Origin of the sequence: Xenorhabdus sp. KJ12.1, assembly GCF_963876495.1 — a bacterium.
Lineage (GTDB): Bacteria > Pseudomonadota > Gammaproteobacteria > Enterobacterales > Enterobacteriaceae > Xenorhabdus > Xenorhabdus stockiae.
In genome coordinates, this window is record NZ_CAWNQH010000003.1 from 1 (window position 1) to 1,056 (window position 1,056).

The 1,056-nt window shown below is 41.6% G+C and carries 1 protein-coding gene; it reads left to right on the plus strand.

What is annotated here, in order from left to right:
• The first annotated feature begins 5 nt into the window (after positions 1–5).
• Positions 6–1,022 carry an IS630 family transposase gene (locus AACS92_RS02035; protein ID WP_099112030.1) on the plus strand — a complete coding sequence of 339 codons (1,017 nt, stop codon included), beginning with the start codon at positions 6–8 and terminating at the stop codon, positions 1,020–1,022.
• Positions 1,023–1,056: the final 34 nt, after the last annotated feature.

Below are 1,056 nucleotides of genomic sequence, written 5' to 3' on the forward strand. Positions count from 1 at the left end.
GAGTTATGGCCATCGTACCACCAATTCCGCGCAATGAGCGGCGTCAAATGAGAAAAATTGTCCAAAAAACGGCAGATAAAAACTATGCTCGCCGGATTATGGCGATACTCTTGCTACATCAAGGTGCATCTGTGTCTCAAGTCGCCAAAACACTTTGCACCGTGCATTCCTCTGTGTGGCGGTGGATTGATCGCTTTAAGGCACTTGGATGGGCCGGATTGTATCCTTTATCCGCGGGGCGCCACCCTCGGTGGAATTTAACGCCACTTTTGCCCGTTCTGTTTTATTTGTTGGAACATTCACCTCAGCAATTTGGTCATATTCGTTCTCGTTGGAGCCTCTCTTTTTTTATCTTTCAAATCAAAAAATTATTTAATATCAAACTGTCAATCAGCACACTTTACCGATTTTTCTGTAAAAATCGCATTGTATGGCGACGAGCAGCCCCGACATTACAGGTGCCTGACCCTGAATATGATGAGAAAATGAGGCTCATTACCAAAGCGTTATCTCTGGCCTCAGAGAAACATCCCGTGGTTTATGAAGATGAGGTTGATATTCACTTTAATCCTAAAATCGGCGCTGACTGGTATTTTAAAGGACAACAAAAGCGGATTATCACCCCGGGACAAAATCAAAAATACTACATTGCGGGCACTCTTGACGTTCAAACAAAGCACGTTCTCTATACGGGAAGTTCAAAGAAAAATTCACTCTTATTTATTAAAATGCTGGAAGTCTTAAAAAGATATTATCGGGGTGTGAAAACGCTGACCGTGATTTTGGATAATTATTGCATTCATAAAAGCCGGGCAGTTCAGCGTTGGTTGGCTCAAAACCCCACCATTATCCTCTTATTCCTGCCCGTCTACTCGCCTTGGTTGAACAAAATAGAATACTTATGGCACACGTTACATGAAACAGTCACACGTAACCATTGTTGTCGGTATATGTGGCAACTGCTCAGTAATGTGAAAAAATTCTTGAAAAAATCTGCAAATAGACTCTTTCAGAGAAAGTAAATCGAGTGTCTCACTATTATGAAAAGTTATTTAG

Coding starts and splice junctions, on each gene's coding strand:
- AACS92_RS02035 (WP_099112030.1), top strand. CDS start 6: ATGGCCATCGTACCACCAATTCCGCGCAATGAGCGGCGTCAAATGAGA.